At 44.5% G+C, this 8,352-nt stretch carries 6 protein-coding genes; all 6 read right to left on the bottom strand.

Translation table 11 applies throughout. The features are described 5' to 3' along the window. Positions 1 to 2,595 (bottom strand): DEAD/DEAH box helicase family protein (locus HN980_00220; GenBank protein ID MBT6927912.1); only part of this gene is annotated, 2,595 nt, incomplete at its 3' end. A 450-nt stretch (positions 2,596 to 3,045) separates the two neighbouring features. After that, positions 3,046 to 3,867 carry a caspase family protein gene (locus tag HN980_00215; GenBank protein ID MBT6927911.1) on the bottom strand — a complete coding sequence of 274 codons (822 nt, stop codon included), beginning with the start codon at positions 3,865 to 3,867 and terminating at the stop codon, positions 3,046 to 3,048. Next, positions 3,867 to 4,328, bottom strand: a complete 462-nt coding sequence (locus tag HN980_00210) for a hypothetical protein (protein ID MBT6927910.1) — start codon at positions 4,326 to 4,328, stop codon at positions 3,867 to 3,869. Before HN980_00210 ends, HN980_00215 begins: the two co-directional genes overlap by 1 nt. A 471-nt stretch (positions 4,329 to 4,799) precedes the next feature. Further along, positions 4,800 to 6,248 (bottom strand): hypothetical protein, encoded by a 1,449-nt coding sequence (locus tag HN980_00205; GenBank protein ID MBT6927909.1) that lies wholly within the window; start codon positions 6,246 to 6,248, stop codon positions 4,800 to 4,802. Positions 6,249 to 6,269: 21 nt separating this feature from the next. Then, positions 6,270 to 7,277, bottom strand: coding sequence for a hypothetical protein (locus HN980_00200; GenBank protein MBT6927908.1), 1,008 nt, complete (start codon positions 7,275 to 7,277; stop codon positions 6,270 to 6,272). Positions 7,278 to 7,295: 18 nt separating this feature from the next. Further along, on the bottom strand, positions 7,296 to 8,339 hold the full coding sequence (locus tag HN980_00195; GenBank protein MBT6927907.1) for a hypothetical protein: 1,044 nt from the start codon (positions 8,337 to 8,339) through the stop codon (positions 7,296 to 7,298). Positions 8,340 to 8,352 lie beyond the last annotated feature (13 nt).

Raw genomic sequence — 8,352 nt, 5'->3', positions numbered from 1 at the left:
CACAAGCTTCTTTAAAAGTGCTTTGCTGATGGCAGAGTCGCCCTTTTCCATAGGCTTGATGAAAAGGTTGCGGAACTTCTTCTTGCTAGGCATATAATTCGGCAGTACTATATCAAAAAGAGCTTTAAGCTCCATGAGATTATTCTCTATAGGAGTACCAGTAAGACCTACAGCCATAGTAGAAGGTATCTTCAGAAGAGCTTTGTGGACCTTGCTGTTGTGGTTCTTCGCCACCTGTATCTCATCGAAAATAGCGACGTCGAAAAACTCAGAAGAAAGATGCTCTATGTCGCCGCGAGCTATGCCGTAAGACGTGACGACGATGTCATTATTCTCGACGACACGACAAACATCTTCCCTGTCAGGACCATGATATATCGCTACAGACATGCCAGGAAGAAATTGCCGTATTTTGTCTTCCCAGTGGTATATCACCGACGTAGGACAAACCACAAGGAAAGACGCCTCCCCACGGTTTTTGTTCTTGACGGCAGCGAATAGCGCCATCGCCTGGTGTGTCTTTCCAAGACCCATATCGTCGCAAAGAAGACCCGAAAGACCATAAGAATATAACGACCACAGCCACTGTATGCCATCTTCCTGATAGTGCCTAAGGCTGCTATTCAAGCCTGTAAGGTCGTAATCCTTTTCAGCGGCGCCGTCACCAAAAATATCGAAAGACTTCTCTTCGTCGTCAAAGAACCCCACCTTTTTTATCTTGACGGTAGGCATCGCTATGCTGCCCCTAGTGATATTCTCGGCGACGATGTCATAAAGCCAGCGATATCGCTCTTTGGCGACGTCGATGACACGGCGATGCCGGAACTTTTCAGGGAGCATGTCCTCTTGAGGCGTCTTGTAGAAACCCGCCCCAGCGACATATAGGTATTCTCCAAAGATTAAGACCTCAGCACCAGAAAACTCCTCTGCAAGAGAATATTCGGGAGCGATGACAACACCATCGTCGCCATAAGAAATAGTTAGACCTATAGACTTATACGGAGACTTTTCGGCGAAGAAGCCTGCGACGCCTTCGCATTCTTCGAGGTTTTCCTTAATAAAAGAAGGAACCTTTTTACGCGTAATGACGATGCCAGGACGTATCGTTGTAGATTGGTGAGACGGCGTCTTGGCATAGAAACCTGAGCCTCTGATAAAGACCCACTGCCCGAAATCGCAAACGCCAACATCGTCGCTATCGCTACGCGCTGAGAAGATAAGACGTTTGTCCGTGACTTCATAGCCTATAGCGTCATGGACTTCAGAGAGGTGCGTATGGAAGCCTTCATGGGTGTTGAGCCACGACTTGTTGGCATCGACGAATGCGGAGATAGCGTCGCGAGAGATTATCGTCGGTGATGCAGGAAATCGCGATGGCGCTATCTTATAAAAACCGTGGCCCTCACAGAAAACCCAACGCCCGAAGACGTGTGATGACCCAGTTTGTAGATCACCAACGACGAAAAGATATGGAACGACATGAAAATTCCAATCTTCGTCGAAGAAAAGATCATAAGAAATAGGGGGCTCTTCACCATGAACGGTGATATCGACACCTTTATGCTCGATAATATGGTAATATTCTTCAAAAAATGCCTCTACGTCAGCAGCAGGGATCTCGCCACGATCCAGAAGAGGATGTTTCTCTTCGGAGAAAAAACCTACCTCAGGGACATACTCCCAAGGGCCTATGGTAATACGTTGCTCTTCAGGGATATCACGAAACTTCCGCTGGTGTTCACGGTAATGACGAAGAGATGATTCATCGCTAGTGATGGTGAAGCTTGACGATGTTGTGTTGTATGATATCGTAGCAATAAACTCTTCACCATAAGAATATACCTGCAATGGCGACGATACCGTTGTTAAAGAGGGGATTATCGCTATAAGGTCTTCGGCGGAAAGAGAACATGAGACCATAATCTCCGAAGTTTTTACCTCTAGACCAGTTATCATCTTGGTGTCGTCGGTGATAAAACTCAGCATGTAGTCTTTACCACTATTTTGATATGCCATAAGCATCATAGCGATGTCGGTCCATGGCGATAGCTTATAGCGTAAAGCGAAACTCGGACGCCCCTGATGCCATAAAGACAAATCTTTGGGCGTTATGCTGAAGAACTTCAAAGAGTTGTATTCCGTCTCCTTGTGGCGGTTTATCAGCATAGACTCAAGAGTCTCTTGCGCAGAAGGCGCCGTGGCATTAATAGAAAACCCACCATTTTCTATGATGTAATGCCCCGAAGAGACCTCTTTGAAAGAAGCTGTACCATTGGCAATGAAGAGGCGTAGGAAGATAGCGTTCCATAGTGATTGCTCAAAACGATGATGAAGAGGGGAGTCGTTGACGCCAAAGATATAGAGATATGCCGTGGCGATATGGACGCACGGGCTTTCATCGGAAGAGCAGGAGCAAAAGGTTTCTATAAGGGCGTCGTTATCGTCGAACCGAAGGAAAGGCCAGAACTCTTCGTTGCCATCGACGATGCACACCTGGTAAACACCGATATCGAAGCGGATGTCACTGACGCATCCTTTGGCGATACTCTCTTCAGCGTCAAGCTGATACGGCTCTAGGAAGTTAGGAAGGATCATGGATTAACCAAATAAAATAATACTGCCTCTATTGTACATAAAATCACCTTTCACACGCAATAATAGATTAAGACTAGGATTTTTCACCACAGAGCCACAGAGCACACAGAGAGCGCCCACTGCGCAGAGCGCGCGCAGCGGACGCACAGCTGTCGCCATTGTCGTTGATTGTACTTCCTTTCTTTGTTTTTCCTATAGCAAACGTAAAGATACAATCTTACTATTACGACAACGTCGAGAGGGGGCACTACCGTGTCCGGGTGAAAGGATAGCGTATAGGAATAGCGTATAGTGTAGAGTTATAGTTCACCGTTCACCGTTCACCGTTCAAAAAAGGGGGTCTGGGGGAAATCCCCCAGCCAGATTGTTTTATTTCTCTGTGTCCTCCGTGGCTCTGTGGTGAAAAATCCTATTCCGAAATTCGGTACAGTTCACCAACATGGGTAACACCTAGTTGAGGTCGATGTCGACTAATGGCGTCTGTGCATAGTCGTCTTTGCTTATCTCATTGTCGCTGGAGATTTTTTTCTGTAGTATCGCATTACTGTCTTCGAAGACCATTTCCCATGTAGGAGTTTCTGAACTAGAAACTATTTCTTCGAAACTTTCAAGGTATGAGCCGGTATACCAGCTGCCTTCATTTGTGTATCCGCGTGAGCGTTCGCCAGGAGAGCTGCTCGATGTTATGATAACCCCCTCTGTTTCAAGGAAAAGCGCTCTGTAGTTGTTTATCAGTGTAATATAGTTTCTATATGGCGACGCTTTGGTGATCACTTGCCCAACGTATGGCGGAGTGTAATTTTCTGGGATGATACTATTGCAGCAGTCGTTGAATATCAGTGAAAAGCGTGCTTTTTTGCTGTTTATAATGTCGACGACATCATCGACAGCAAGGCCATGGAATTTGAAGTCTAAAACAGGCCATATAGAAGGACGTTCCTCGGTGTTGAAACCATGACCAGAAAAATAAAAGACGATGACATCATCGTCGGAGCACTCAAGGTCGCGTAGAGTGTCGACGATATCGAAGGGCTTGAAGTCTGTGCCATAGAAAACATGCTCTTCGATGTCGAGGCCAGTGACGTTGGCGATGGTGTGTACATGAATATTAATGGCGACGAAGTCGCGTAAACACGCGGAACCAATATAGTAGTCGCTGGTGTCGGCGGCGATGATGGCATGGAGGGTTGCGGCTGAAGCACTGCCGGCGAAGAGACACGACACAGAAAAGATAATCCTTATGAAGAAAGAGCGTATGCGTATGGTAATCATTATGTTATCGTTGCGAGGATTGTTTTTAGGGGTTCGATAGAAGTATCACAGTTTGCCATTATACGGACATCATCATAGACGAATTCTACCTGACGCGTTGTTATGCTTATAAGAACTAATACGCGCTCGTCACCATTGACAAAAGCAAAGCCAAATTCTGGATAAAGACGTACCTTTTTAATATAGGAAAACGATAAATTGTCGCTTTCGGAGAGATATTCTACGAGAGCAGAAGAGGTGACAACACCTTCGTCGGCGATGACTCTATAGCCTCCGAGGAGATCCTCGCCGATAAAGCTTTTCGGTGACATACGATAATAATGTATCTCATCGGGAGCAGCAAGAATCGTGACAGCAGAAGATGGTAGATGATTTTCTAAGGCGTGCGAAGAAGGGGATCCGACAGACGAACATCCACAAAAGACGATAAAAATACATGTCGTTACTAGTCGTGATAGCATATTGTAACACCCTGGATTAAAAGGATAAACATACCATATATGCCATAATTATAGTAACTTAAATATCTATGTTATGAATGAATTTCGGAATAGGAATTTTTTACCACAGAGCTTTTTCAGTGACCAGTGACCAGTGATCAGTGATCAGTGATCAGTTATTCTATCCGCTAAACGCTATAACTATACGCTATAAAATCCCCAGACCCCCATTTCTGAGCGGTGAGCTGTAAAAACGGTAAATAGTGAACTATAACTCTATGCCATCCGCCATTCCTTTCACCCGGACACGGCAGTGCCCACTCTCGCCGTTGTCGTAACAATATGATTGCTCCTTTACATTTGTTTGAGGAAAACGTAAGAAAAAAAGTACAAACCACGACAATGACGACAGCTGTGCGTCCGCTGCGCGCGCTCTGCGCGGTGGTCGCTCTCTGTGTGCTCTGTGACTCTGTGGTGAAAAATTGGGGTCTCTTACTTTCCTTTGCGCGCCAAGGATACAAGTATGGTGTGTATCTTGCTGATGACATGCGATGCCGACTTGTAATATTCGTCTAGGACGAACAAAGTCTTGCGCAATTTATTCTTTATCACATCATTACGGTCAGTGCTCGCCGCTATCGCCGTCTTAAGGTTCGCAGAATTATTACTTTCGGTGGTCTCCCCTGCTTTGAAATGCTGGGGAAGCTCCTGCCATAATACCCATTCGTTTGTAATAGAAAGAGAAGGGCTGATATCGTCCTTATGCGCATTGCGCCAGTCCACTATCGCAGCATTGAGAGCGGCTTCGTATTCTTCAAGACCATTATCTGCAATTAAAGCATCATAATCTGCCTGAAAATCATCTACGTAACCTTCATAACGTTCTAATCTGTCTTCCCAATCACTTTTAAAAGGTAATTGATACCATTTGATATTATCCAATTTCTTTTCATATTTATCCACTCTTCCCTGCCAATAATCGATTCTTTCTTCAAGATACTCAAGTCGCACTTGTGTTACGGCATCAAGCCCATCAATCATTGCGCGCGCATCACTAATTGCGATTGCAGTGGTGTCAGTGGGGTCATCGTTTTCCTCGCCTGGGGCAGGAGGTGGTATCGTTAACGTTTCAACTAGGTAGTTTCCATTGTCGTCTTGAAATTCTTCTTCTTTAGGGAGAGAATCGTAAACAAGCTGCAATTGGGTTTTGAGAGAGCTGTCACCCAAAATACCGGCATTGTTATCAAGAAGGGCTTTAAGACGCACAACTAAAGCATTAGCATTGGTGATATCATCAACAGTAATATCGGTGGTGTCAGTACTGTTAGCAATAGCGGTGATATAATCATTAGTAAGATTGCTGGCGACGACAATAGCAGGGGATACAGAAACCGCGTCTTCGTCATTGTTTATTGTAACAATCTCAACGCCTTTTTTATAATACTTTGGGTTAAAATCATATTTTTCGAAATAGTAATCGGCTGAAGTGTCGTCGTTGACGAAAGACCCACCTTTTTTGTTGTACAACACCGTGAGGTCGCTGAGGATCTCGAGAGCTTCTTCGACGATATCGGAGTAGTCGATAAGAAGGTTGGCTTGGTGTTCGATGTCGAGGTTCGCCTTGGAAAGGTAGCTTACACGCAGGAATTCCTGTATCGTAGAAGTTTCGGGGGTGACGAGAAGCGAAGGGTCTAAGGCAGGATATAGGAAAGCAGCAAATTTATCCTGCCAAAAACTGTCATTGTAGTTCGTTCTTGTAAGAGTGAATGTACTGTTTTCGCCCTGAAAATTTGTGACCTGGGTGTTGAAGTCCGCAACAGTAGGAGTGTCACCGTTTTTTTCTTGGACGGCAGCGTATATATACCAGAAGGGAAGATTTGTGGTTAATGTAGAACCATCAGGTGGTGGAACATATGATATGTTGTTGAGGAATGTGCTCATAACGATATTTTTCCTTTTTTGTTAGCTTATATTTCTTGCTAAGGTTTTCATTATAGTACTTAACGCCAATGCAATATTCGCTGCAGATTTGTAAAATTCTTCGAATGTAAACATAGACTTCTTAAAGCGAGCCTGCATCTCAAGGTTCAGGTTTTCGACGTTGGACTTGGTGTTCCTAAGATAAAAACCAACATCTCTGTTGTTGACCCAGGTATCATTGAAAGCCTTGAGAGTGAGATCAGAGCCTCCACTTGTCATAGAGGCTATAATTTCTTGAGCTTGGCTGTATAGAGAAGATTCTGTTGTGGCGTCGTCGCTTCTGTTGGGGATGGCGTCGGCGGCTTCGGAGAGCGTGGTACGGGCAGCAAGAAGAGCAGTGCGGTCGACGGAGTCAATACCTCCTTCGGTGTGAAGCACAGTATCTAACAGGAGTTTAGGTTCGTCAACTGCGATGCCATCTTCTAAAGTATATGTCCAAATTTCTGTATCTTCATTATATTCTGCAGAATACGTGCTCGTTATGTCACCATCGTCATTTCTTGCCACATAATATACTTCGGTTTCGCCGTTGTCTTTCTTGTTGTAATACTCCATGATAGAAGATATTGACGTCATGATGTTCGTGACGGTCTCGAGATTTGAGCTGAACTGTGACACCTGATAGGCGATATCGGTGTTTGCCTTCACAAGATAGTCGTATTGTATAAGAGACTGTAGCGATAACGTATCTTTCAAAGGTGTAAACCCAGGGATTCCGATTTCATTGGAAATAAAGGCCGTGAATTTTTCCTGCCAGTCGGCATTGATAAAATATGTGCCGTCAGCGGCATTGAAGCCTGTGTCAGGGTCTTCAGTATAAGAATATTCATTGGCGAAATTCGTTAAGGCAGTATTGAAGTTAGAGGAATCGCTGAAATCAGTGGCATTGGGATAATACTGCAGATATCGTTGTATAAAAGGAACATGGTAAGGTTTGTTGCCGGCCTCTGTCACCCACGAAGGAGGGATTAAGTCTTCTATTGTAGTCATGATATTATACCTTCTTTTTTATTTGTTTATCCTGCGTGAAAGCTTAGTGCTTATAGTGTTAAGCTTCGAAATCATAAGACCCGCAGACTTATAAAACTCTTCGAAAACCCATACAGCTTCTTTTAGCTTGGCTTCGGCATCGCCATTGAGATTCTCTGAAGCAGAGATAGTATCTCTTAGCCTCCTGCCGATAGAGTTGTTAACAGCCCATACTGCTTTCCAGTTACGTTCTCTCCAATCAGATATTATGCGAGCATCACTTGTGTCGGAAGCGTGAGCTGCTATAAGGTTTGCCCTTCTATTGGCAATCTCTTCGGCGGTAGGTCCTAGGTCGTCGATAACACTTTGTATCGCTGCGCTAAGGTTCGACTCCGAGATACCATTGCCATCGTCATCTACAGTAGATATTGGATCAGCTTCATTGATAGCAGTTTTAAGGACTCCGAGGTAATTGTAGAGGTTATAGGTATTGAGCTCTCCATCAATGCTTGGGTAACGCTTGTCGTTGCCGAAGATGATATCATATTTCGCCTCCCAAGCATTTATGATATTTTCATAGGGGTAAGCTTCGACGCTCATATATTCTGTGGCGTCATCAGGGGCAGCAGAAACGCGGTCAGCGTCTCTATAAACAGGGTCGGGCTTGTCGTTATAGAAAGAAATAAGGTCTTCGACAACCATAAGAGCTTTGTTGGAATATCCGACGACCTCTTCAAGAAGCTCCATCTCGCGCGTTATGACTTTGTTGCCGATAACAAGATATTGCGTTTGTAGCAAGACAGGAAGAGATTCCGAGTAATAGAAAGGATTTGATACAGAATGAATCTCCTGGAGATAAGTAATCCAGGAATCGCGAGCAGACACGTTATCTATGTCGAAATTTGCGGGGAGGGTGGTGTCGAAGCTATATTCATTAGCGAAGTTTCCAAGGTCTTCATTGAATTTGGCAAGGTTATTGTTGGGAAGCAACGCAGAATATACCGCATAAAAAGTAGCATGGTATGGTTGGGCGAGATCTGAAAACGCCGCTGAAGAGTTTGTTATTGATGTTATGTCTGTCATAGCTTTCTCCTTA

Source organism: Waddliaceae bacterium, from assembly GCA_018694295.1.
GTDB lineage: Bacteria > Chlamydiota > Chlamydiia > Chlamydiales > JABHNK01 > JABHNK01.
Note: the sequence above shows the minus strand (reverse complement) of the source record. Positions and strands in the feature narration are given on the sequence as shown.